This window comes from Victivallis sp. Marseille-Q1083, from assembly GCF_903645315.1.
GTDB lineage: Bacteria > Verrucomicrobiota > Lentisphaeria > Victivallales > Victivallaceae > UMGS1518.
Map to the genome: position 1 here is coordinate 1997418 of NZ_CAHJXL010000001.1, position 23233 is coordinate 2020650.

27 protein-coding genes and 1 tRNA gene are annotated in these 23233 nt (G+C 54.4%); 8 read left to right on the top strand and 20 right to left on the bottom strand.

Translation table 11 applies throughout. The features are described from left to right. Nucleotides 1-2 precede the first annotated feature (2 nt). A complete protein-coding gene (locus tag HWX74_RS08120; protein WP_176013067.1) occupies nt 3-1025 on the bottom strand; it encodes a phage major capsid protein, P2 family in 1023 nt (340 codons plus the stop codon). Between the two features lie 13 nt (nt 1026-1038). Beyond that, nucleotides 1039-1878: a GPO family capsid scaffolding protein gene (locus HWX74_RS08125; RefSeq protein ID WP_176013068.1), complete on the bottom strand. Its 840-nt coding sequence runs from the start codon at nt 1876-1878 to the stop codon at nt 1039-1041. 170 nt (nt 1879-2048) lie between these two features. On the opposite strand from HWX74_RS08125, the gene HWX74_RS08130 reads away from it, so the two are divergent. Together HWX74_RS08130 and HWX74_RS08135 are read left to right on the top strand one after the other, a co-directional pair. After that, the gene (locus HWX74_RS08130) at nt 2049-3821 is read left to right on the top strand and encodes a terminase family protein (protein WP_176013069.1); all 1773 of its coding nucleotides are present in this window, start codon (nt 2049-2051) and stop codon (nt 3819-3821) included. Between the two features lie 62 nt (nt 3822-3883). Beyond that, a complete protein-coding gene (locus tag HWX74_RS08135; protein WP_176013070.1) occupies nt 3884-4150 on the top strand; it encodes an ogr/Delta-like zinc finger family protein in 267 nt (88 codons plus the stop codon). Between the two features lie 46 nt (nt 4151-4196). Here the strand turns inward: HWX74_RS08135 and HWX74_RS08140 are convergent, their stop codons facing one another. The 12 genes from HWX74_RS08140 to HWX74_RS08190 form a co-directional block, all read right to left on the bottom strand. Then, nucleotides 4197-5057 carry a glycosyltransferase family 2 protein gene (locus tag HWX74_RS08140; RefSeq protein WP_176013071.1) on the bottom strand — a complete coding sequence of 287 codons (861 nt, stop codon included), beginning with the start codon at nt 5055-5057 and terminating at the stop codon, nt 4197-4199. A gap of 133 nt (nt 5058-5190) precedes the next feature. Then, nucleotides 5191-5319 (bottom strand): hypothetical protein, encoded by a 129-nt coding sequence (locus HWX74_RS20485; protein WP_303048096.1) that lies wholly within the window; start codon nt 5317-5319, stop codon nt 5191-5193. Nucleotides 5320-5329: 10 nt separating this feature from the next. Next, nucleotides 5330-5599, bottom strand: a complete 270-nt coding sequence (locus HWX74_RS08145; RefSeq protein ID WP_176013072.1) for a hypothetical protein — start codon at nt 5597-5599, stop codon at nt 5330-5332. Next, nucleotides 5596-5853, bottom strand: coding sequence for a hypothetical protein (locus tag HWX74_RS08150; RefSeq protein WP_176013073.1), 258 nt, complete (start codon nt 5851-5853; stop codon nt 5596-5598). The genes HWX74_RS08145 and HWX74_RS08150 overlap by 4 nt, the downstream gene beginning before the upstream one ends. Nucleotides 5854-6180: 327 nt before the next feature. Next, complete coding sequence (locus HWX74_RS08155) at nt 6181-6477, bottom strand: helix-turn-helix transcriptional regulator (RefSeq protein WP_176014564.1); 297 nt, start codon at nt 6475-6477, stop codon at nt 6181-6183. Between the two features lie 40 nt (nt 6478-6517). Beyond that, nucleotides 6518-6784, bottom strand: coding sequence for a hypothetical protein (locus HWX74_RS08160; RefSeq protein ID WP_176013074.1), 267 nt, complete (start codon nt 6782-6784; stop codon nt 6518-6520). A gap of 73 nt (nt 6785-6857) precedes the next feature. Further along, complete coding sequence (gene nrdD / locus HWX74_RS08165; RefSeq protein ID WP_217704892.1) at nt 6858-7013, bottom strand: anaerobic ribonucleoside-triphosphate reductase; 156 nt, start codon at nt 7011-7013, stop codon at nt 6858-6860. Nucleotides 7014-7136: 123 nt separating this feature from the next. Next, nucleotides 7137-7337 carry a hypothetical protein gene (locus tag HWX74_RS08170; protein WP_176013076.1) on the bottom strand — a complete coding sequence of 67 codons (201 nt, stop codon included), beginning with the start codon at nt 7335-7337 and terminating at the stop codon, nt 7137-7139. A 124-nt stretch (nt 7338-7461) separates the two neighbouring features. Continuing rightward, nucleotides 7462-7773, bottom strand: coding sequence for a hypothetical protein (locus HWX74_RS08175; protein WP_176013077.1), 312 nt, complete (start codon nt 7771-7773; stop codon nt 7462-7464). A gap of 275 nt (nt 7774-8048) precedes the next feature. Continuing rightward, the gene (locus HWX74_RS08180; protein ID WP_176013078.1) at nt 8049-10715 is read right to left on the bottom strand and encodes a toprim domain-containing protein; all 2667 of its coding nucleotides are present in this window, start codon (nt 10713-10715) and stop codon (nt 8049-8051) included. Beyond that, nucleotides 10708-11202, bottom strand: a complete 495-nt coding sequence (locus HWX74_RS08185; RefSeq protein ID WP_176013079.1) for a hypothetical protein — start codon at nt 11200-11202, stop codon at nt 10708-10710. The genes HWX74_RS08180 and HWX74_RS08185 overlap by 8 nt, the downstream gene beginning before the upstream one ends. Next, the gene (locus tag HWX74_RS08190; protein WP_176013080.1) at nt 11195-11371 is read right to left on the bottom strand and encodes a hypothetical protein; all 177 of its coding nucleotides are present in this window, start codon (nt 11369-11371) and stop codon (nt 11195-11197) included. Before HWX74_RS08190 ends, HWX74_RS08185 begins: the two co-directional genes overlap by 8 nt. 296 nt (nt 11372-11667) lie before the next feature. On the opposite strand from HWX74_RS08190, the gene HWX74_RS20655 reads away from it, so the two are divergent. After that, on the top strand, nt 11668-12039 hold the full coding sequence (locus tag HWX74_RS20655) for a helix-turn-helix domain-containing protein (RefSeq protein WP_176013081.1): 372 nt from the start codon (nt 11668-11670) through the stop codon (nt 12037-12039). Between the two features lie 3 nt (nt 12040-12042). Next, nucleotides 12043-12708, top strand: a complete 666-nt coding sequence (locus tag HWX74_RS08200) for an IS630 family transposase (protein ID WP_176013082.1) — start codon at nt 12043-12045, stop codon at nt 12706-12708. A 149-nt stretch (nt 12709-12857) separates the two neighbouring features. Here the strand turns inward: HWX74_RS08200 and HWX74_RS08205 are convergent, their stop codons facing one another. Then, on the bottom strand, nt 12858-13025 hold the full coding sequence (locus HWX74_RS08205) for a hypothetical protein (protein ID WP_176013083.1): 168 nt from the start codon (nt 13023-13025) through the stop codon (nt 12858-12860). Between the two features lie 133 nt (nt 13026-13158). On the opposite strand from HWX74_RS08205, the gene HWX74_RS08210 reads away from it, so the two are divergent. The 3 genes from HWX74_RS08210 to HWX74_RS20660 are packed head-to-tail and all read left to right on the top strand — an operon-like array spanning nt 13159 to nt 15524. Further along, the gene (locus HWX74_RS08210) at nt 13159-13638 is read left to right on the top strand and encodes a hypothetical protein (RefSeq protein ID WP_176013084.1); all 480 of its coding nucleotides are present in this window, start codon (nt 13159-13161) and stop codon (nt 13636-13638) included. Next, nucleotides 13635-14024: a hypothetical protein gene (locus HWX74_RS08215; protein ID WP_176013085.1), complete on the top strand. Its 390-nt coding sequence runs from the start codon at nt 13635-13637 to the stop codon at nt 14022-14024. The genes HWX74_RS08210 and HWX74_RS08215 overlap by 4 nt, the downstream gene beginning before the upstream one ends. A gap of 3 nt (nt 14025-14027) precedes the next feature. Then, a complete protein-coding gene (locus HWX74_RS20660) occupies nt 14028-15524 on the top strand; it encodes a recombinase family protein (RefSeq protein ID WP_368506821.1) in 1497 nt (498 codons plus the stop codon). On the opposite strand, the gene HWX74_RS08235 is transcribed toward HWX74_RS20660, so the two are convergent. From HWX74_RS08235 to HWX74_RS08255, 5 genes are all read right to left on the bottom strand, one after another. Then, a tRNA-Arg gene (locus HWX74_RS08235) sits at nt 15483-15558 on the bottom strand. The genes HWX74_RS20660 and HWX74_RS08235 overlap by 42 nt on opposite strands. Before the next feature lie 112 nt (nt 15559-15670). After that, the gene (locus HWX74_RS08240; protein ID WP_176013087.1) at nt 15671-16558 is read right to left on the bottom strand and encodes a cation diffusion facilitator family transporter; all 888 of its coding nucleotides are present in this window, start codon (nt 16556-16558) and stop codon (nt 15671-15673) included. Nucleotides 16559-16646: 88 nt separating this feature from the next. Further along, nucleotides 16647-18143 carry an IMP dehydrogenase gene (gene guaB / locus HWX74_RS08245; protein ID WP_254872307.1) on the bottom strand — a complete coding sequence of 499 codons (1497 nt, stop codon included), beginning with the start codon at nt 18141-18143 and terminating at the stop codon, nt 16647-16649. Between the two features lie 88 nt (nt 18144-18231). Beyond that, on the bottom strand, nt 18232-18648 hold the full coding sequence (locus HWX74_RS08250; protein ID WP_176013088.1) for a secondary thiamine-phosphate synthase enzyme YjbQ: 417 nt from the start codon (nt 18646-18648) through the stop codon (nt 18232-18234). 37 nt (nt 18649-18685) lie between these two features. Then, the gene (locus HWX74_RS08255) at nt 18686-20224 is read right to left on the bottom strand and encodes a YifB family Mg chelatase-like AAA ATPase (RefSeq protein WP_176013089.1); all 1539 of its coding nucleotides are present in this window, start codon (nt 20222-20224) and stop codon (nt 18686-18688) included. Nucleotides 20225-20474: 250 nt separating this feature from the next. Between HWX74_RS08255 and HWX74_RS08260 the strand changes: the two genes are divergently transcribed. Continuing rightward, entirely contained in the window at nt 20475-23078 is a 2604-nt protein-coding gene (locus tag HWX74_RS08260) for a hypothetical protein (protein WP_176013090.1), read from the top strand. Nucleotides 23079-23233 lie beyond the last annotated feature (155 nt).

Here is a 23233-nt window from a genome sequence, read left to right on the forward strand (position 1 = left end):
GATTACACCGCCGGGTCTTCGACTTTGGCGTGATCGAGCGCGGCGATCGCGTCGAGGTCGCCGATCTGGTAATCCATATTCTGGCTCTGATAGGTCTCGATCTGGTCTTTGGCCGGTTCGTCCTTGATCTGCTTGCGGATCGTGCCGTCCTGTACATAATACTGCAAATTGACCGGGTCGGTCACCATCATCCCCAGGTCGGGGAAGCCGGCCGGCGTCACCGCCTCCATGCCGGCAATGCCTTTTTTCAGCACCTGCATCGCCTGTTTTTCGGTCGGCTTCTGGCCGTACAGCTCAAACAGGATATCGACCTCCCAGGCCAGCAGGCCGCGGCCGATCAGCACGATTTCGCGGCCGGTGCGGTGTTCGATCGGGATCATCGACAAGAGGTCGTTGCCGGCCTGGTCGAGATTCTTGTAATCGCCGGACGCGCCGAAAGTGATCTTCGGCGACGGCACGCTCTCGGTCGCCGCCGGAGAAACGAAATTCGCCGGCTTCTGGGTTTTCAGCCGCTCGAACCAACCGGTCAAAACATCTTCCAGCAACGGATTACTGGTGATGTCGGTGTCGGCCGCCGCGCTTTTGCCGTACCAGCCCATGCACAAAAGATCAAGCGCCATCTGCCGGTTGACCATCGCGGCGATCCGGGCCGCGTAATCGGAATACCGCCGCCAGACGTCGATTTCGTTGTAACGCAACGCATAGTCGAAGTTGGTCTGCGTGACCAGGTATTTGCGCCCGTCTTTTTTGGAGATCGGCAGCGCCTGCCGTTTGCCGGAGCCCGAGGTGTCGGTGCGGCCGGCCAGCCGGCGCGATAATCCGAGCGTCACCACTTCGCCGGTCGTGTCGGTGGTCGAAATCAGCGCGCAGCGGCTCAAAAACGCGTCGGACTCCTGAACGGCGTTCAGCAGCCGCTGCGCCATCGGCGTGGTCACCTCAAAACTTTCACGGACGTCGGCGACGCCGTAAGTAACGGCGAGCTGTTTCTGCATCGCCTCGAATTGCAGTCTGGATTCAAAACGCATGATAAATTGCTCCTTACATGATGAACGGCGCCGCGCCGTCGGCCGCGCCGGTCGAGTTTTTTTCCGTTTCGCCGGGAACGTCTTTCAACGCCGCTTCAACCTTGCCGGCCAGTTCGGCATACTTGCCTACCAGTTCGGCGTATTTGCCCTCCAGCGCGGCGTACTTCGCCTTGTAATCATCGTCGGGCGCAACCGGGGATTTTCCGGCTCCGGCGGCGGCGTCGCCGTTGTCCGGCGCCGAAAATTTTTCTTCGAGCTTCTCCAGCCGTCCGGCCAGCGGGTTCACCGCCTCGGCCACGGCCGCCGTCAATTCTTCTTTCGTCATGTCGTCTTCCTTTGGTTCATGGTTGAAAAAATCCTTCAACGCGCCGAGCAGCGCGCTTTTCAGGGATTCGCGGGCCGGAAGGCCGGCGTCGGCCAGCCGGACGGATTCTCCGCGCATATAATTGTCGCGGTCGGCGTCGGCACTGAAATGCAGTTCGGTGGTGCCCAGGCTCGCCGGGTTGTCCGTCGCCGCCAGGCCGATCAAGTAGGGTTTTTTGGTTTCGGCAAAATTTTTGACCAGCTCCATCGAGAAGAACAGCCCCATTTCGTTGCTGTTGAACATGTAGTAATACAGGTTCGGCCGAAGCCGGGCCTGCAGCTCGACATAGTCGCCTTTGTCCGCCGCCCGCAATTCGCGGACACTGCCCAGATTGCCGTAAAGATGGTTGTAATTGATAATCGCGGTATAGGTTTCCGGATTGTAATTTTTCGCCGCGGCCTTCAGCGCTTCAGGATCAATTTTCCGGCCGTCCACCGTCGGGCCGCTGCGGCCGATCGTCACCCAGTTGGTCAAACACATTCCAGGCATTGCTGCACCTCGCAAAAAAGTTGATTTTTCATGTATCGCAATGAAAGATCGCCCGATGGAACCAAGTTTGCAATTCATTGATTTTGTGCGTTTTTGTGATAATCGGAAAATCACAGGAAATCACAAAAAATCTTGCTTTTCTTCCAATTTATCGGCGGTAATTTTGCGATATGAAATATTCCGAAACACAAAAGGCGGCGGCGCGAAGCCGGTATTTCGACGGCGAAACGGTCGAGGTGATCGCCGACGCGCTGGCGATTGAGCGCCGCACGCTTTACAACTGGATCAGAACCGGCGGCTGGCGGCCGGCGGCCGGCCGGGAGAACGTCGACGGCCTGATCGAATGCCGGATATCGCAGCTCCTGCGGCAGGAAGAAAAGAGCCTGCCGCAATTGCTGGAGCTTGAACGGCTGCTGGAGCATGTTGAGCGCCGCAAACTCAATGCCGCGCGCCTGGCCGACAAACGGCGGTCGGCCGCCGCCGCCGAAAGCGACGCCGAACCGGCGGCCGCCGCGCCCCCGGAAACGGCGCCGCGGAAAAAACGCGGCCGCAAACCGGGCAAAAACGACTTCACCGCTATCGACGAAATCGACCTGATGGACAAGTTCCGCGACGGGCTGTTCGCCTATCAGCTCCAGCTCTGGGAAAAGCGGCGGGAGCGGACGCGGAATATTCTGAAATCGCGCCAGATCGGCTTGACCTGGTATTTTGCGCGCGAGGCGTTCACCGACGCATTGTTGACCGGCCGCAATAAAATCTTCATTTCGGCCAGCCGGGCGCAGTCGGAGATTTTCAAGGACTATATCCGGGAGCTGGCGCTCGAATGGTTTGAAATCGACCTCAAGGGCAGCGACAAAATCGTCATTCACACGCCGCACGGCGTCGCCACCTTGTATTTCCTCTCCACCAACAGCGCCACCGGCCAGGGCCGCCACGGCGACGTCTACATCGACGAATATTTCTGGATCCCGAATTTCAGCAAGGTCAAAAAACTGGTCGGCGCTTCCTCCGCCCAGGCGCAATGGTCGCGCACCTTTTTCTCGACGCCAAGCGCCACCACCCATGAGGCGTACCCGTTCTGGACTGGCGACGAATACAACGAACGGAACCGGAAAACCAATAAAAAACTGGCGGAATTTCCGGGCCGGAAAGAATTGCGCGACGGGTTCCGGCTCTGTCCGGACGGCCAGTGGCGGACGATTATCACGCTGGACGACGCCGAGCGGATGGGCTGCACGCTGTTCAACCGCGCCGACCTCGAGCTGGAATACTCCCCGGAAGAGTTCCGGCAGTTGTTCGGCTGCGAGTTCATCGACGACGCCGGCAGCGTTTTCTCGTTCAGCCAGTTGTGCGCCTGCCTCGGCGACAAAAACCTGTTCCCGCCCGGCCTCGACAAGCAACCGGTCTGGATCGGTTACGACCCGTCGCGCAACCGCGACGGCGCCTGCATCGTCGTCGTCGCGCCGCCGGGCACTTATCGCGGCACGTTCCATGTGATCGAAAAAATCACGCTGCACGATGTGAGCTGGCCCGCGCAGGCGGACTTCATGAAGGGGTTGACCAAAAAGTATCATGTCCAACGGATCACGATGGACGCGACCGGCCCAGGCTCCGGCGTCTCCGAATACGTGCAATTGTTTTTCCCGCGCGCCGACGGTATCGTCTACACGCCGGAGCAGAAAAATCAGCTGGTATTGAAGGCGCAGCAGGTGATCGGCGACGGCCGGATCAAATGGGACGCGTCATGGTCGGATATCGCCGCCGGCTTTTTGCAGGTCAAGCGCGCCGTCGGCGCGAAAAGCGACAAAATCCTGTACTACGCCAACCGCAGCGAAAAGACCGGCCACGCCGACGCCGCCTGGGCGATCATGCAGGCGATTTCCAACGAAGGTTTGATCCTGCCGGACCAGGAGCGCAAAAGCCGCTGGTCGATCGGCGCTTGACATAAGCTGTTATACAATATATTGTATAGCAATCCCCAAAAACAGGAGATCAATACAAAATAATGCGCATCACTTGCCCGCATTGCCAATCCCGGGCCCTGATTACCCACAGCTCCCGTCTCTCCCGGACGGTGGCCGAAATTTACTGCGTCTGCAAATCGGACGATTGCGCCGCGCGCTTTGTGATGCGGATCGCTTTTTCGCACGACGTCACCCCGCCGGCTTCGACGCTCACCAACTCGCTTTATGAGCAGATTGCCAATTTACCCGAACGCGACAAGGCCGAGCTGCTGCGCACATTCGCGCCGCATCAGCCCAAATTGCTTTAAAATAAAAAAGGCGGCCCCGGTCAAAGGCCGCCCGAATTGCTTATTTTCAAGCTGTTTCGCGGCGCAGAAACTTCCGCCAACGCCCGGCCACGATGCCGGCCGCGCCGCTGCAGTGCTGCAGCACCCGGTAGACCAATGCGCGCGGCAGCTCCCTGCAGCGGCCGGTTCGCCAAGCCAGTTGCAGGTCATGGCAGCAGCCGCCCGGAAGCCGCCAGAACAGATGCCGGCAAATCGACGTGTGCCGGCCGATTTCCACATGGGCCAGTTCTTCCCGAAAACAACGGCGGCAAAAGGCCCGGAACGGGTAATTGTGAGAATGTTCAACCACCGCGCCCGGCACGTAAACGACGCGCCGCCCGGCGGCCCGCAGCCGCAGCGCCCATTCGGTATCTTCCGCATAGCGCAGATCCTCGCGAAACGGACACGCGAGTAAAGTTTCGCGCCGCGCCGCCGCCGATACGATTGAAAAAAAGTCATCGGCGCCCGGCCCGTCGCCGAACACGCCGCGGTAATCGACCACCACCGGCAGCCAGGCGTCCGCGCGCGGCGTCTGCCGGGCATAGACCGCGCCGACGCCCGGAGCCGCCAGCGGCGCGATCAGCGCCCCCAGCCAGCCGGGAGCCGCCACCGCGTCGTCGTTCTGGAACACCAGTATTTCCCCGGCCGCGGCGGCCGCCGCGCGGTTCATCACCCGGCCCGGCACGTATTCGGACTGTTTGACCGGCAAATGATGTATATCCGGATAATCGGCCAGAATCGCTAAATTGCGGCTGCCCGGCTCGCAGTCTACGGTCATCACCTCGCAGCCGGCCGGCAGTTCGGCATACAGCGCCGCCAGCACCCGATCCAGCAGCCGGGTTTCGCCGCCGACGCGCAAAATCACCGTAATTTTGATTAACTCTTTCATTGTTCGATAATTAAATATATGTTTGACAAAATGAACTTGCAATTGTAGAAAACAATGGTTTTCAAGAAAAATTAAGTTTTTTTGACAAAAAAAGCGGCCCCGTTAAGAGCCGCCCGGTTAAGAGTTTATTTACTTATACGATCAGCGCCGCCGGCAGCGCCAGAACCGGCGCCGCGATCAGGCAGGCCGCGCCGGCCAGTCCGGAAAACCCGGCTTCCGCGTCCGAATGGCCGCAGCCGCCTTTCACCAGTGGTTCGTTCATGGCCGGGCTCCTAACTGAACAGCATCGGCAGAAGCAGCCGGATTTGACGGGTGTTCAACCCGGATTTCCGTAATTCGCCACGGAGCTGCTCTTTCAAAACGCCGTTCGCGTAATCGACCAGCCGGACGATTTCAACGGTCTGCTCCGGCCGCAGCCCGGCAAGCACCGGGTGCGCGGTGATGAAGCGGTGCATGACCTCCAGCCGGCCGGCGCCGCTGAAGTCGGCGGCCAGCAATTTTTCGGTTTCGCCGCCCGAACGGATCGCGGTTTCTCCACTCATTTCGCCACCGCCTTTCGCTGCGCTTTCGCGCAAACGCTGGAACACGGGCAGAGCCGGCGCAAAACGATTTCGCGGCCGATCGCCGCATAAGCGGGCTGCACGTCGGAGAGTTCCGGCAGTTCCGCATCCGCCAGGCCGAGCGCTGAAAGCTGTTCGCGGATCAGCGCGGTCTTCTTCCGGAGCTTGGACAATTCGACTTTCAACGCGACCAGCTCCCGGAACGAGGGCTGCCAATGGGGGTAACGGTTTTTCATGGTGATTTCCTCCGTCCGGAAACAAAGAGGGCTTTTGTGGTCGGTGGTGACACACCTTCCGGCGGGTAATGAATCCGCCGGTTCACACAAAAGCCCAAAATTTCCGGACAAAAAAAATGTTTTCTGTTTTATGCCGTTTCGCTGGTCATTACTCCAGCTGAAAACTTTTCGGCAGTCGCGATGTCACTCGCAACGTGAATAAAATAGCACCCGGTTCAACGTTTGTCAAACCGGGCGCCGGAAATAGCCGGGAGCGCTGGTGTATTGTCAATACACCACAAAATAAATTGTGTATAGTAAAAAGTATTTCGCCATACACAAAGTTTCTTATCCGAGCGCGTCCATAAACTTTTCCGGATAGGTGTTCAACGCTTCCGCCAGCTTTTCGGCCGTCTTGCGGGTGATTTTGCGCTTGCCGTTCTCGTACTCGCTAAGCATGGATTTCCGAATGCCGGTGCGCTCGGCGAGCGCCTTTTGCGTCAATCCAGCCCGAAACCTTGCCCCGGCCAGAACCCGGTGCTTGTTCTCTTTCCAGAACTGAGTGTCTTCAAAATCAATTGCTTTATCGTCGCTCTCCGGAGAGGTGACAACATTCACCTGGCAGTGCTGCTCCAGCAATTTCATCAATTCGTCGGCTCCGACTCCGGAGCAGCAGATTTCCAGATCAATATGGGGCGCTTTCACGACTGCCAACATAGTACACCTCAATGGTTATGGTTTCTTCCGTCGCCGTCCAGCAGGCGACGTAATGGTGGTTTAAATGACAATGATATTTTGTTTTATTCAATTTCGAGTAATTCGGCCATTCCGGCTGTTCAGCCCCTTTGTATTTCAGATCAAGCAGAAGTTCGGCAAACAGCGCCCGGACTTTTGGCGGCATGAGACGACTATTTTTATCCGCCTTACGTTTTACTGTCACTTGCCATGTCATTGGCCGTTCCTTTCCTGTATGACATATTATATCGCAAAGTGTTCACTTTTTCAAGATAAAAAGTGAACTAAAATCACTTTTTATTATTTATTCGCCCAGCTTCGACGATCACTTTATAAGTTTTCCGGTCGGCAAATTCCGCCTGCTTGCCTTTGTTCCAATTGGACACCGGCCGAAAGTAACCGCAAACCCGGCTGTAAATCTCACACTTTTCGTTGCATTTCGTCATTTTCCGCTGTTCCTTGCATTTATATTTCATTTATGATATTGTATTCACCGGCGGAGTCATCCATGCCTGGGCCCGGCTCCGCCATGCGCAGCGGCGGAGTGTAGCCCGCCGCCGCGCTCCTTTTTACTCGCCCTCGTCGTCCGCGCGTTCCAGCACAACGTCGGTGCCGCCGCAGGTCAGCCGGATCACGCCCTGCTCCGAATCGTCGAGGTGCGGGCAGCACAATCCGCATAACCTGTTTGGCACGCTGCTGCAATATGATTCATACTCAACACCATTGCGGATAATACTCATTCCCCCGAATCTATTAAATTTCACTTTCATCTTTTCTCCCTTTCTGGTTATTCCGCGTCCGGTATTTCGGCCGCCGCTTCGTCGTTGGCCAGTCGCCCGATTTCGTCGCGCGACAACTCGCGGTTGTCGACGCATCGTATCTCGTTCAAGTTAATCATCGCCCGGTCCCTTCGGTTATTTGTTCCAGAAGCGTTTCTCCGGCCTCCGTTAAGGCCAGCGACCGTTTCCGTTTGTCCGCAAAATTTTTGTCCTCGGTGATAAAGCCGTAACGGCTCGAGCCCGGCCGGGTCTTGCGGCCGCCGGACAAGAGCGCGATCCGCAGCTGCGCGGTCTTGCGCGATATCCCGGCGATTTCCGCCGCGCTGGCGACCGTCAGCCCCGGCAGTTCGGCGATTATCTGCAACAGCTTGATATCCAACAGATCAAGCCGCGGATATACCGACGCGAGTTTGCATATGTTGTTCACGAATACCCCTGTAATTTCCGTAATTTCTGTCATAACCTTTGCAATCAATGGTTTATGATTACAAAACAATGTAATTCGGCGTAATTTTTTGTAATTTTCCCCGAAAAATAAATGTAATTTAATTACGGGTAAATTACGGAATAATTACAATTTAAATTATTTGTAATATATTGATTATAAACATATAACATTCATTATAAAATTGAGATTACAAAAATTACACGTTTTTTTGCATACCATCTTTTTTTATTTCATCCCGTTTCAAAAACAAAAAATTATTCGCTATCACCTTTGGCGGAAAATACATAGCATCGAACCGACTGGCCAGGGCGAATCGCCGAATTTACCGGCTTGTTGGCGATCAGCCGATAACGCTTGCCGATCGGAAACAGCCGTTTCAATTCATTCAAGGGCAGCATTTCCAAACGATAATTCAAAGCGAGGTTTTGAAAGTGCTGCAGATTGATCGCGATTTCACCCGGCGTTTTGGAATGGTTGAGCTGGTTTTTCGTCGAACCGGCCTCCAGTTGCGCCGTCTGGATAAACTCGTACTGTTCCCAGAATTGCGCCAGCAGCGGGTGGTCGGCCGCGCAGCGCGCCTGGCGATCCTGCGCCCGGCTCCATAGATAGGAAGTCAGATAGTCGAGCCAGTCGCCCCGCATGCGATTGCCGAACAGTTCCGGCAAGGTGTGCAGCCAGGCCGCCACCATCGCGTGATTGTGGACGATGCGGTTCTGAATATCGTGGTTGGCCAGCCATTCGCCGTCGAGCTTTTCAAAGTTGGCCCGGAAAGACCGTAAAAGCCGTCTTTCATTGGTTACGGCTGCGCCGATGAACCCGCACAAGTCGGCGGTCGGCATTCGATTCAGCCGCAGCGCCATCTGTTCGCCCTCCGGCGTGAAGTGTTCCTTGGTGCAATGGACATGCACGATGCGGGCCAGCACCGCGTCCGACTCCGTGGCCACTGTCGCGTTCTGGGCGATCATCACGCCGCCGCGGAACACGCCCTCGATCGTTTCGTTGCCGCTGGTCTTGACGCCGATCGCCCGGCCGTAGCGGCCGTTATACAACATTTTAATTTCGTTGTAATCCCAGGTCTTGCCGCTTTCCCGGTCGCCCTCCAGCAGCACCACCGGCAAATTGGCCACCTGCTGGAACGTCCGGCTTCGGCCGACCAGCGTCGACTTTGACGGGTCGAACCCTTCGTATTCGCTCCGGCCGCAGCAGCGCCACAGAAATTCGATCATCTGGGTTTTTCCGGTGCCCTGTTCGCCGGTTACTTCCATCACCGGCCAATAGCCGAATTCGGCGCGGATCTGCTCGGCGAACAAGGTGCCGAGCCACCAGGCCAATACCACCATGCCGTTCCACGAAAATGCGCCCTGGTAATCGGTCAGCCAATCCGGCGTGAAAGCGCCGGGCTTCATGTATGAGTTCATTTCATTACGCTCCTGTCCTTTGGGGGTTTTCACTTTCAAACTATGTTTGCCTGCTTCAAAAAAATCGTTTTCGTTCTTGGCCAGGATCCGGCCGTTATGGCACGCCCAGTCATGAAACACATAGACGCCGGTCGATTTATCGTATCCGACGAACGGCAGGCTCCGGACGTATGTAGTCCCATAATTAAACCAACGGTCTTTCAGAATGGCGAGGTCGACTTTTTTTCCATCGAAATACCGGCCGGAGGTCAGCGACATCAACGTCTTGCTGAAGGTATCAGGCGACGCCAGAACGCTGCCGTCCAGCGCAATCGTTTCATTCTCAATACGGCCGTAGCGGCGGAGCGGCGCCCGGAAGAAATATTCCTGCGCGCCGGTCACCGAATCGCGCTCAAAATACAGAAATTCCGGCGTTGTGTTGGCGATTTCGTCGATATCGTCGACAACTTCCCGGAATGCGCCGATCTCAAGCGGTATATCGAACCGGCCATCGAGGCCGTTAGTAAATCCGCTGGTGTCGCTGTTCATCTTGCAGGAAAACAGCCGGCAGTCAAAATCAAACAGAAAATAGCCGGAGCGTTCACGGGCGAAAATCCAGGCCGCTTTTTCAACCCGGCTTTTGGCCATGTCGACCCGGCCGCGCCAGACGCTTTCCTGGTACATTTTCGGACCGAGCGCCCCCTTGCGGAAAAGGTCGTCCCAATCCTCCCCCTTGCGCCGCGGAAAGGCGACCAGATATCGCTGTTTCAAGTCGGTCATGATCTGGACGAATTTTTCGGCGTTTTCATGACCGGCCGTGTCATTGTCCAGCGCCAATACCCAAAGGATATTTTTGTCGGCGTGCTCCTTGATCGTTTTGACCGGGATATTGCCGGCGCTCATGCCGGTAATGGATTTATACGGCTTGCCGGTCTCGTCCTTGACATGCAGCCAGGCCATCGACTTGAAAATTCCTTCGGTGATAATAATCCGGTCGTCCCGGCAAATCTCCATGCCCGGCGGGATCCAGGCTCTTCCCTTGATCGCGCCGGCGCTGCCGTTGCTGAACATCGCCTTGCGGCCCTCGTTGGCGTCCACCGCGTCGGCGTCGATCAGGCGTTCCCAATAGTGCCCGTCCCACAACTGGACGCGGACGGTTTCGTACCATTTACCGCGGATATGCCGCGCGCCCTGCTGATACATACCTTTTATAATGTCGGAAGAAAACCCGCGGTCGAAACACATATATCCATCGGCGACGGCGTCGCGGTTGTCGCCGCCATAGAGGCGGGAAAAAATCAGAAAAAAATCCGGGGAAAGTTTTCCGGCGGGTTTACTCCCACCCCAAATCCCGGATCCGCATTTGACGAAAAAAAATTTTTCCGGCGTGATAAAGCATTTTTTCTTGCCGCATTCCCGGCACATTCCATTGCGGAGCGGTTGCCCGCTTTTTAAGTTGAAACGCTGATCGTCCAACAACCGCTGCCGCACCAGCCGAACCAATTCCGGTGGATAATCAGGCATTTTGACCGCCTTTCCGCTGCAATTTTTCCGCGATTTCGCGAATATTGTTTTCTTCGGAATACTTCAGGCATGCGGCCCAGGCGTCTTCGCGTTCTCCCGGCGTCAGACGCGGGACATAGCCCGTCACTTTGGCGTCGGGTTTGTTGATGTCGGATTTCTTCCCGGTACGGGATGCGGACGGTTTGGGGACACAATTGTCCTTCATGGTCGACCTCCTTCTTGTTAGGCCGTTAATTTTGCGCCCCTTTCCGGTTTCGACGCCGGAAATAAGAAGGGCCTGCAGGGTTCGAAACACGCAAGAAGTCGTGCCCGGCTTGCGCCGGCCCTGCAGGCCCACAATGCAATGGGACTGTAAATTACGGGAGTCCGCCGTATTGACGGTACGACTGCCGCTTCTTGCATGGGTTTCGAAGCCCATGCCTTTACAATAGGCGGCTTTCATTGTTGATTCAAGCGGAATATCAAAAAAAGTCGGATAATCAGGCATTTTTCACCCCCTGAACCGCTGGCAGCTCCGGATGATCGAGCGGGTAAATACAACACCAGCGTTCCGGGCGGTCTTCCCGCCAGAACGTGATCGCGCCGTCGCGGTCAATTTTATTTCGGATAATGTGACGCGCTTCTTCGGCGTCCAGATATTTTCTTACACGGCTCAATATTCCGTCTTCCGAAACGGAGAACGCCTTGCCGTCAGACATTTCAAATATATTAACCTTCATTTTTCCCGCCTGTTTCGTTGCGCTTCGAGCGCGAAATGATAAAGACGTTTCCGCGCCTGGAGCATCCGCTGCTGTGTGGCTGCCGGAATTTTGTCCATACCGGCAATTACGACCCTGATGTGCAGGGTAGCTGTTATTGTCTTCATTTTTTAAATGAATTGGTCTTTGGCTTCCTCTATAGATTCGGCAATTAACATACGTGCAATATTTGCTTGATGGTGTATATTATCATCATGGAAACTCAAGATGCCCGAAAACTCGATAAGGTCGCTCTTGAAGAGCGGCGCAAGCAGGCCGTGAGATTGTATCAAAGCGGCAAATGTAATAATTGTACAGAAATCGGAAAAATCGTCGGAGCGCACCGCAACACGGTGGGCAAGTGGATCAGCAGGTGGAAAAAAAGCGGCTTGCCTGCTTTGAAAGTAAAGAAATGCGGTCGTCCATTCGGCTTTGGACGCCGTCTGCTTCCGCATGAGGAGACCAAGATACGGAAAGATTTGGTCGATCATTGTCCGGATCAGTTAAGATTGCCATTTGCGCTTTGGACTCGTCAGGCGGTACGGTTGCACATCAAGATTTCGTTTGGAATCGAAATACCAGTCTGAACCATGGGGGAGTACTTGAAACGCTGGGGATTTACGCCGCAAAAACCAGTTAAGAAAGCTTATCAGCGCAATGAGGCGCACGTTCAAAAATGGCTGATTGAGGAGTATCCCCGAATCAAAAAGCTGGCAAAATCAGAAGATGCGGATATCTTTTGGGGGGATGAAACAGGAATTCGCAATGACGAGGCTAAGGGCCGCAGTTATGCGCCGAAAGGCAACCCCCCGGTGCAAGCAGTCAATCCGGTACGCGAAAAAGTTAATATGATCAGCGCGATTACCAACCAGGGGAAAACTCATTTCATGTTTTACAGCGAAACGATGACAGCTCAACTCCTGATCCAATTCATGGAACGTCTGATTCGTCAAAATGAGCGGAAAGTGTATTTGATTCTGGATAACCTGCGGGTTCACCACAGCAAAACGTTGACTGGTTTTCTGCAGGAAAACGCGGCTTTCATCAGGCTATTTTACTTGCCGAGCTACAGTCCCGACCTGAACCCGGATGAATATCTCAACCGCGACTTGAAATCAAATCTGAGCAACAAGCCCTTGGGGCGCGCCAAAGGAAAAATAACCGAACATGCCAAGCTACATATGGAAATGATAGCTGAACAACCGGAACGAATCAAGAAATTATTCCATTCCAAGACTGTTTTATATGCAAGTTAGTTAGTTGCCGGTACAATAAAGACGTTTCCGTGCCTGGAGCATCCGCTGCTGTGTGGCTGCCGGAATTTTGTCCATACCGACAATTACGACCCTGATGTGCAATGATGCATCAATTATCTTCTTTGTCATAAAAATACTACTGTAATATTTTATGGCAAAAAAAGATTATCTTGACTATTTATGGCGCGCTCTAAACCACGATTGATCATTTCCATCATTTTTAAGCCGTTTTCCTTTGCAAATTTTTTCAACTTATCCCTTACATTTCCATTAATTCGAATAAGTGCGTATTCTGGGTTTTCAACTTTTTTGGTCATTCTTACATACCTCCTTTCAGGCTATCTCTCATATAACGATAACATGTCAATAGTATATTACAAGTATAAATGTAGCATAAAAATTGATTTTTTGATGTTTTTCTGTATTCTAATCATAGAAAGGAGTCACCATATGTCTGTAAATGCCATAAGAAAACCGCAGGACATGGAAACAATCAGACAAGCCTGGAAAAAATACGAAGATATCGAAGGGCGTGGCGCACAAGCTAAAATAGTAGAGCGGACAAGATTAAAGCAGCCGTCATTAACTCGGTATTTTACCGGCAAGACAAAGTCGCTTCCATGGGATACATTTTTAAAGTTGGAGCCTTTTCTAAGAAAATATCTGCCAGCCGGATATCTTGAGAAACTTGCCAAAGATTTGCACATTCCATTGATCTCTCAACAGACCAATGCCAGCCAGAATTCTGGAATTATCCAAAACAATATATCAGGCATAAATCATGTGGATTATAATCCTGCTTGTGCCGAAGCGATAGACAAGGCTATCAAAAAATACCGAAATGATATTATCGATAGACTTATCAAATCGAAATTGACCCCAGAACAGAAAGGCATATTTATTGAATTTTTAGGGGATGATTCCAAATGAAATATAAATTTAATACTATACCCGGCAGATATAATTCTTATGTCTTTGATAGATTCTATGATGAACGTATTAAAAATGGCGGTCTAACTGTCGTTATTTTCAAAACCGCTAAAAAAGCGGAAATAAAGTTTGATTGGGATGATGATTCATCGGATGAAATGCGTTATCTTCAGAAAAAACACCACAAATTCGTTTATGACATTGAAAAAGAAATAATTTTAACTGCACAAGAATTTGTCCCTGAAAAAAATATCATCAGCTATGGCTCGGTAGGACGTATTAAGAATATTCCATTAGATCGAGTGGAAGCCTTAGCATCCAGAATATGTTATATTTACGAAAAATATCTTGATTGGATGCCGTTTGAAAATTCCGTGGCGCAATAGACTATGAATAATCAAGCTAAAACATATTTATTGTATGCGCGAGTATCACCTAAAGGATCAAGCTGGCATGGTGGCGAAACATCCGTGCCGCTCCAATTGGCAGAATGCCGCGATTATGTTCTGCGCCGCGATCCGGCTGCACGCTTTATTGAAGTAACCGATGAACTGAGATCCGGCAAAAGTTTGGATCGCCCAGGTATACAGCAAATCATTGCTGAACTGGATTCCGGAACTTGCGAGTGGGATTGTATCGTAGTCTGGCACCTCGACCGCTTAACACGGTCGCTTGCCGATTCTATCCCGCTTTTTCAACATCTCTATGATGCCGGCAAAGGCTTAATGTCAGTCCGGCAGAATATCGACATGTTCAGCGCCGGCGGCCGCTTTATGCTAAACATTTTTGTCGCAGCAGCCCAATACGAGCGAGAAATGATATCGGAGAGAACCGCCATGAAAATGACCAGTATCGCCCAAAAAGGCAAAATCCCATACGGCCGTATTCCCATTGGCTATAAGCGGACAGCCGGTAATCGTATTGTCGTTGATCCGGACGGCGCCGCCGTAGTCCGCGACATTTTCGATTCTTATGTTTCAGGAACGGCAACCAACGACGAGCTGTTCCAGCGTTACCATGACCGGATAAAATCCAAAAATACCTTTTATAAAATTCTGCGCAACCGGCTCTACATCGGAGAAGTCGAATACGACGGTAAAATTTTCAAAGGTGAACATGAGGCCATTATTGATCATGTTGTATTTGACCAGGTACAAAATATGCTCCCTGGGCACAAGTACAAGGCGCCTCGGCCAGGCGCCCAAAAGTATAAATATTTATTGGCAGGTTTGGTAAAGTGTTCTTGCGGTCGGCAAATGACCAATATATCCGTCCTTAAAAAAGGCCGGCGCTACGCTTATTATAAATGTACGGAACCAAGCTGTAAAAATGCCATCAATGCGGAAAAATTGGACACGGCGATTCTGGAAAAAATTAAATCCATTGCTCAAGATACCGATTTTTTACTACAGTTGTCAAAAGAATGCGAGCAAGAGCAAAAAGACAAAAAGGTATCACTTTTACCGGAAATGCGGCAAATTGAGCAACAGCTTGCCAGCGCTCACGCAAGCGAAGTCAATATCGCTAATATGTTTAAAAGTGGGCTGGTCACGCGGGAAAATATGGTATATTGGAATGCTGAATTGTCTGCGGTCGTCCAACAGCAGACCGAGCTCCGCGAAAGGCAATCCCAAATTCAGCGCAATATCGACTATCAGGAAAATGACCTGTCAAAACAAATCCTGCAGACGGCTTCCGGATGGGCGCAGCTCCTCGATAATTTAAGCGATGAAGAAGAATCTTATTCAATCAAACGAAACTTAATTCTGGCCATCGTTCAAAATGTCGTCTGCACTGCAAAAGGCAGCTTTGATTTGAATTTGGTTATGTCTAAGAGTATAGAGTGGTACCCGGGAGAGGAATCGAACCTCCGACGCAGGGTTTAGGAAACCCACGCTCTATCCACTGAGCTACCCGGGCCGATGGCAAAAACAATATTTTATATTATATCACCGGAATACCGACATTGCAACCCGGCAGCCGCGTTTCAGGCAATTGATCCGATCGAAACACTCCGCGACAGCCGATAAATTCAAGACGTTTTACCGGTGTTCAACGGTTCCGGATGAATCGTGGCGGCAATGCCGAGTTGCCGCTGCAGGGCTTCTTCGAGCCGCTGCGTACAGTCATGCACTTCGCGCAGCGGCCGCTCACCCGGCAGCCGGATGTGAAAGGTCAATTCGCGGTGCTGGCCGTATTCATGCAGATGAAAGTGGTGCGTTTCCAGGTTTCCGCCGCAACATTCCCGGCAGATGTCCCGAACCTGGGCAATCAATTCCGGCGATGGCTGTTTGCCCAACAGATGACTGACTGCCGCTTTCAAAATTCCCCAGGCCGCCCAACCGATCAGCAATGCCACCAGCATACTCAAAACACCGTCCACCCACCAATGGCCGCGCCCCAGCCCAATGCCGATCAGCACAATCAGGGAACTGACCGCGTCGCTGCGGTGATGATGGCCGTCCGCCACCAGGGAACTCAGCTTTGTCCGCCGGCCGGCCCAATAGGCATATTGCGCCATCGCCTCCTTGACGACGACACTGATCACCATCGCCCAGACGGCTGCCGGTCCGTAGTCGGCCCCGGCATGCGCCCGCAATTGCGCGATGCCGCGCCCGAAGAATTCGACCGCCACCGCCGCCAGCATCACGCCGATCAGCAGAGCGGCGATCAATTCCGCCCGGCCATGGCCGAAAGGATGCTGTTTATCGGCCGGCCGCTCGGAAATTTTCAGACCGATCAGCAATACCACCGAAGAAAGAATATCGCTCAACGTATGCCAGGCGTCGGCGATGATTGCCACCGAACCGCTCAGCCAGCCGACATAAAACTTGAAGCCGAACAGGACGAAATTGCCGAATACCGAAAGATAACCCTCCAGCTTCGCCAGCATCAAATTCTGCTTATTCCATTCCGGCATGGACAGCCCCTCCTTTTTCAAAGAAAAAAACAGCCGGAAACCGCCAAGCGCCTCCGGCCGAACCGATCATTTTTTTCAGAATGCGAAATTAGTGAGCCGTATAATTCGGCGCATCTTTCAGCATCGTCACGTCGTGCGGATGCGCTTCCCGCAAACCGGCTGCCGAAACCCGGATGATTTTGGCCTTGGCGTGAAACTCCTTCAACGTTTTGGCGCCGCAGTAACCGAACGCATAACGCAGCCCGCCGACAAACTGATGGATGACATTGCAGACCGGGCCGCGGAACGGCACCAATCCCTCAATGCCCTGCGGCACCAGTTTGGTATCGTCATCGACATCGCTCTGCCCGTAACGTTCGCGGCTGGCCTTGCCGTGTTTCATCGCTTCCAGGCTGCCCATGCCGCGGTAGATGACATAGCTGCGGCCTTGATGCAGCGTCACTTCGCCGGTGCTCTCCGCCGTCCCGGCCAGCGCCGAACCCATCATCACCGAAGAAGCGCCGATCGCCAGCGCCTTGGCCACATCGCCGGACTGCTTGATGCCGCCGTCGGCGATCACCGGCAAATCCGCCGGCACCGATTTGACCACCTCGTAGACTGCCGTCACCTGCGGAATCCCGACACCGGCGACTACCCGGGTCGTGCAGATCGATCCCGGTCCGATGCCGACTTTGATACCGTCCGCGCCGGCGTCCGCCAACGCTCTGGCCGCCTCCGCCGTCGCGATGTTGCCGGCTACCACATCCACCCGGTCGCCGTAGGTTTTTTTCAGCATCGTCAGCGTCTCGATGACGCCTTTGCTGTGGCCGTGCGCCGTATCGAGCACCAGCACATCGACGCCGGCGTCAATCAACGCTGCCGAACGTTCCTCGTCATACGGTCCGATGCCGGCCGCGACGCACAGCTGATGCTGGGCATCGCGGTTATAATCGGGTTCTTCGTTGTCGATCAGCGACTTGACATCCTGGAAGCTGTACAAGCCGGTCAACACGCCGGCGGCATTGACCAGCGGCAATTTGCCGACCTTGCGCTCCAGCATGATCCGATAGGCCTCAGTCATCGAAATGCCGTCCTGGGCCATCACCGGCGATTTGGTCATCACTTCGCGGATTTTCAATTTATAATCGGTCAGAAATTTGATGTCGCGGGCAGTGATGATGCCAATCAGTTTACCGCCGTCATCGACGATCGGGAAGCCGGAAAATGAGAATTTCTTTACCCATTTTTCATTGAGCATCTCTTCGATCGTCTGGTCCGGATGAAAACAGACCGGCGATTTGATGATGCCGTTCAAATACAATTTGACCTTGCGGACCTCTTCCACCTGGCGTTCCAGCGACAAATTTTTGTGAATGACGCCCAGCCCGCCGAGCCGCGCCATCGCGATGGCCATCCTGCTCTCGGTCACCGTGTCCATCGCCGCGCTGACGAATGGAATGTTCAATTTCACATGACGGGAGAACCGGCTCTGGATATTGGCAGCATCCGGCAGGAAATCCGCATATTGCGTCACCAGCGAAACATCATCAAACGTCAAGCCTTCGTAGGGGAAAGCCGCCATAAATTTATCAATATACTCGTTCATTTGCCGGACCCTTCGTCGTTCTCTTGGGATAAATCTTGGATAAGTAATTAAACTTTTAATATAGACAAATTTCCGGCTTTGTCAAATTTTATTCGCCAATAATTTTAATTAAAATTCGTTTCGGCCGTTTCCCGTCGAATTCTCCGTAGAAAATCTGTTCCCAGGTACCGAAATCCAACTTGCCGCCGGTTACCGCGACGACGACTTCCCGCCCCATCAACTGCCGTTTCATATGGGCATCGGCATTGTCCTCGAAACCGTTGTGCGCGTACTGCTCGTGCGGCTTTTCCGGCGCCAGCCGTTCAAGCCAGCGTTCGAAATCGCCGTGCAAGCCGTCTTCGTCATCGTTGATGAACACCGACGCGGTAATGTGCATGGCGTTGCACAGCAGCAACCCTTCCCGGATGCCGGACGCGCGCAACGCCTCCTCCACCTGCGGGGTAATGTTCAGGAAAGCCCGCCGCGTCGGCGTATTGACCGTCAATTCCTGCCGATAACTTTTCATCGTCGTCTCCTCCAGCTTCAGTATTGTTGAATCATTATTACCATTCATTGCGGTCGGCGCTGCGATAGCTGACCGCTTCCAGCAAATGCCGCTCCTGAATCGCCGTTTCGCCGGCCAGGTCGGCAATCGTCCTGGCCACCTTCAAAATCCGGTCATAGGCGCGCGGGCTGAGTTTGAAACTGCTGATCGCCTGCCGCAGCAGCAGTTGCGCCGCCGCCGTCACCCGGCAAGACGCCTGCAATTCCCGGCTGCCCATCATCGCATTGCAGTGACACGACCGGCCGTGGAAACGGTCCTGCTGCACAAGCCGCGCCGCCGTCACCCGATTCAGGATCGTTTCGCTATTTTCCCCGGATGGCGCCGCCAGCAGCTCCTCCTGCGTCAATTGCAAAACTTCCACATGCAGATCGATACGGTCCAGCAACGGCCCGGAAATTTTCCGACGGTAACGTTTCTTTTCGTCCGGCTTGCAGCGGCATCCCAGTTCGGCATCTCCCATACCGCACGGACACGGATTCATCGCCGCCACCAGCATGAAACGGGCCGGAAACGTACAACTGCCGTTGGCGCGCGACACGGTGATCCGGCCATTTTCCAACGGCTGCCGCAGCACTTCCAGCACATTGCGCTTGAATTCCGGCAGCTCATCCAGAAACAGCACGCCGTTATGCGCCATGCTGATCTCCCCCGGCATCGGATTCCTACCGCCGCCAACCAGGCCGACATCGCTGATTGTGTGATGCGGCGCCCGGAACGGCCGCCGGTTCAACAACGGCTGCCCGTCCGACAGCAAGCCCAGCACGCTGTGAATTCGGCTGGTCTCCAGCGTTTCCGCCCATGTCATCGGCGGCAGGATTCCAGGCAACCGGCTGGCCAGCATCGACTTGCCGGTGCCGGGCGGACCGATCATCAGCACATTGTGCCCGCCGGCCGCGGCAATCTCCAACGCCCGCCGCGCCAGGTTCTGACCTTTGACTTCGTCGAAATCGCCGCCGGTTTCCCGATGGACCGCCAAATAATTTTTCACATCCGCCCGGTACGGCAATGGCGGCGTCCCTTGAAAAAACCGCACCGCCTCCGGCAGCGTATCGATCGGAAAGACCTGCAGACGGTCGCCGGCCGCCAGCGCCGCTTCTTCAACGTTGGCCCGCGGCACCAGCAGGAAATGCAAGTCCCGGCAGCTGCCGGCCGCCACCGCCACCGGCAGTACGCCGCGCACCGGCCGGACTGCGCCGTTCAAGGCCAATTCACCGACCGCCAGCGTCCCGTTCAGGCGTTCCCGGTCGAGCAGGCCGACGGCGGCCAGCATGCCCAGCGCAATCGGCAGATCGAACGCCGCTCCTTCCTTGCGTAAATCGGCCGGCGCCAGGTTGACCAGCGTCGCCCCCTCCGGATGCGGGAAGCCGCAGCTCTGCAGCGCCGAACGCACCCGGTCGCGGCTCTCCTTGACCGCCGTGTCCGGCAGCCCGACAATCGACACAAAACTCTGTTCGCCGCGGCCGGTCGCATTGACCTCCACTTCCACCGGATAAGCGTCGATGCCGATGACCGCCGCCGAAAATGTTCTGGCCAACATGGTAGTTGCAACCACTCCTGAATGAAATGCTGATAAATCACCGATAATATTAGCTCGGGAGAACATTAACCGCCTCAACGGCATTTTACAAATTGCCAATTGAATTTTTTTCGGAATGATTGCCTTCAATTCCCATTTTTCATTAAATTTAATTTATCAAAGAATAAAAATTTTTTTAAAATAACATTGATTTTATTGGTTACTGCATTACTCTAATCGATAGCAGGCAAAAATATGGAGGCCCGACCAAATGACCGACGAACTTTACTTTTATCACGGAATTCTGCAATTTATTGCCTGTCAATTGCCGCTGGGGGCATTGTTCGTCGTCGCGACAGTGACGTTGTATCTGGTATTGAAACCCCGTTGCCGGCGGCAGTTGCACTTCGAAACACCGCCGGAACCAAAAGAACTGGACAGACTTGCCGTTTCCGGCAGGATCGAGGCCGAAGCTCCCCGACGGCTGGCGGAGCAGTGCAATGCGCTGCCGGAATCACCGGAATCCTCGCCGGTCCCAGACCTGCCGCTGAAGCTGGCATCGGCGCTGACGCGGATTTACAGCCTGATGAAGCTATTGCTCTTTGCCGCCCGCGGCAGCGCTTTTCTGCTGGCCTGGCTCTTTTATCGGCAGGCCGCCGCCACCGACGGGTTCTCCTATCAGTTCAACAGCCGGAACGCCGGTTTGCTGCTGATGTTTTCGCTATTGGTCGTCCTCCTCTCGATCCTGGAATTCTTTGCCGCCAGAAACATCTGCCGCGGCAGCAAGTGGAGCCGCAATTACCTGATTTTCAATTGGCTGTTCGATTTCGCCTTTCTGCGTCTGGCGCTGGTCGGCTGCAATTCGCCGATCTATCTGCTGCTGGCGGTCGGCTGCGGCGTCTATACGCTGTATGTGCTGCTGTTCCGCCGCCGGGCGGTCGGGCAATTGGTGACGGACGGGCGGGAAACCTCACCGGCAGGCAAAGGAGTCCTTGCCGCGGCCGCACTGCTGGCGCTCTGCTGCGGATTCGGCGTCACCGGCTCAGAATACAAATATTGCTTCAACCGGGTCTCGACGATCGTCCTTTCACAATCCTCCTCCAGCAGTTCGGGTCCGACCGCGCCGAAGCTTGAAACCCTCCTGCTGATCGAAGGCGCCCCGGATGCGACGACCCGGCAACTGACCCGGCAACTGGCTGCCCTTCTGGAACAACAAACCGGTCTTTCCTGCCAGATTCAAACCTTCGAGACGACGCCGGAGTTGCGGCAAACCAATGATTTGCTGCCGCTGCTAATCCGGCAGGTCAGCTTGATCAAGCCGGAACCGCCGAGTTTCCACCTGCCGGGCAACTTGCCGGATAAAGCGGATATTGAAAAACAGATCCTGAACCATCTGCGGCTCACTCTGCCGCCGGAAACATTGAGTTTCCAGGATGCCCTGGATTCCCTCGCCGGAGATGCCGGCCATGAGCTGGCGTTCGAAGTGATCACTCTGACCGGCTTCGGTTCGCGCAGCGGTTCATTTCACCATCTGCGCCTGCCTTCCCCGGGGATCACGTTCCGGGCCAAAGCCGTCACCGGCTGCGATTCCGGTTCCGAGTCGGCGGCCATCGAACGGCTGGTGCAGCAATTTGCCGACGATTTCAGCCGGGCATACCGCCGCCAGCAGGAAATGCCGACCGTCCGGATTCCCGCCATCGATACTCCCTTTCAGCCGTTTCCGGCTCTCGATCTGAGCAAGCTGGCCAATTGTCAGTTGATTTATCAGAGCCACAATCTCGAATATCAGACTTTTGCCGTTTACCGCTTCGACAAGCAGAATTATCGGCAGGACCTCGATTGCATCATCACTGCCATGCAGCAGATCGGCTTAACGCCCGGAAAAAACAAGATTGCCAACGATCGGCTCCTGTTCGAATCCCCGGAGCTCTTCGACCTCACGGCGGAGCTGCAGATGGGGCCGCCGCCCGGAGCCAACCGGATTATGGGCGACCTTGCGACTGCATCACCATATGGTTTATTGCTTTGCAAATCATTTCAAGGGTACGACAATACGCCGGACCCGGAACTGGTGCAGCGCTTCCGCCAGGATGATTTACGTTCTTTTGCGCTTGCCCGCGGCCTGGAGCTGCTGGAAAGCCCGGAATTTTCCGTCACTTTCGATGAATTTTTCGCGCTGCCGGATTTGACGTTCGAGGAGAAGGCCTTCGTCTGGTCCAATTTAAGCGAAGCGCATCGCCGGGAACTGGGCGAACGGGAATTTCAATTATTCCGGCAGTTGGTCGACGAAGCCATGGCAAGGAAATACGAAACCAATTTTCCGGAATATATGAGAACGCTGTTTCGCCAGTTGCCGGCCGAAGAACGCGCTTACCTGATCGAACAGCTCGGCCCACTGTATCACCGGGTGAAATTTCCGGCCGAACCGGACGGGGAGGGAATCTATCAGCTTCACTGTCAATTCGCTCTGCCGGGCCAGCCGGCCGCGCCGCTGGTGCTGGAGGTTGAATTGCCGGACCGCGATTATTGCAACTACACCGCTTTTTTCACGCTGGTCCCGGAAGCGGACGACCTTTATTATGTCGGACTGCCCCACAGCAGCCGCAGCGGGATTTCCGCTGAAGCGCTGGCCGGAGAAAAATATTATTACACTCGCCGTGCATCCGATTTCCGCGGCAAACCTTACAACTGGGATTTCGGCGGTTCAACTTCCGGAATTTATTCCGAGCTATTGCAGCGATCATTGCGGGACGGCGAGTTATCGACCGTCGTCCAAGTCGATCCGGCCGTCAATGGTTACGATTTCGACATCCGTTTCCGGCCGCTGGCCGTAACAGAACCGGATTGTACGATTTCTTCGCCTGGTCCTCAATAAGCAAGCGGCCGGACTGCTGCGAACCCGGCTGTGGCGCGTACGTTTGCGACCGGGTTTCCCGGAATCGGCTCGCAATCCTGCCAATTCCGGGAAACCTCCTCATGAGCGTTCCGCTTGCTTCGGGAGAGGCCGCTTCGCCGGCGGTGCAAGCAAGC